We start from the raw sequence: 671 nt of genomic DNA, 5'->3' as shown, positions 1-671 counted from the left end.
GGATAGTCCGGCGCCACGGCTTGCCTGATCGACGGGCGCTCACTCAACGCTTTGCGCCAGGCTCGGACGAGCGGTTTGCCGTCCAGAATGCCGAAATCACCGATGCGGTCGAAGACATCGAGGTAGCGGAAGACCGGACCGTAAACGGCGTCGACCAGCGAAAAGTGCCTGCTGGCGAACCAGGGTCCGCCGGGCTCGTCCGCCAGCTCGGCTTCGAGGCGATCGAACATGGCGGACAGCGCGCTGGATTCGGCCAGGAAGCCAGCTTCGGTCGAGGCTGAATAGAACCGGCCGATGGCGTTGAGGGTTGCCGAACCGAACTCGATCCAGGCGCGATGACGGGCGCGGGCATAGGGGTCGGCAGGGTGGAGGGGATTGGCTTGCGTCTCTTCAAGGAATTCGAGGATGACGGCCGATTCGAAGATCACCGTTTCCTCGCCATTTCGCTGTACGCGCAGCAGCGGCACCTTGCCGAGCGGCGAGATCGCTTTGAACCAATCCGGTTTGTTGGCCAGGTCGATATCGATGCGCTCGAACGGCACGCCCTTTTCGGCCAGCGAAATCGCGGCGCGCTGCACATAGGGGCAGAGGTGATGGCTGACGAGGATGAGCTTGTGTGCCATGAGGTTTCCAAGGTTAATGCATTTGCATCTATATAGATGCACATGCAT

Annotated in this window: 1 protein-coding gene; it reads right to left on the bottom strand. The window is 61.1% G+C overall.

Annotated features, from left to right (window positions below):
• The coding region (locus EN906_RS36235) for a glutathione S-transferase family protein (RefSeq protein WP_164777714.1) at positions 1–623 on the bottom strand (623 nt) is incomplete at its 3' end.
• Positions 624–671: the final 48 nt, after the last annotated feature.

The organism is Mesorhizobium sp. M7A.F.Ca.CA.004.06.1.1 (assembly GCF_003999135.1).
In the GTDB taxonomy this organism is placed as follows: domain Bacteria; phylum Pseudomonadota; class Alphaproteobacteria; order Rhizobiales; family Rhizobiaceae; genus Mesorhizobium.
Note: the sequence above shows the minus strand (reverse complement) of the source record. Positions and strands in the feature narration are given on the sequence as shown.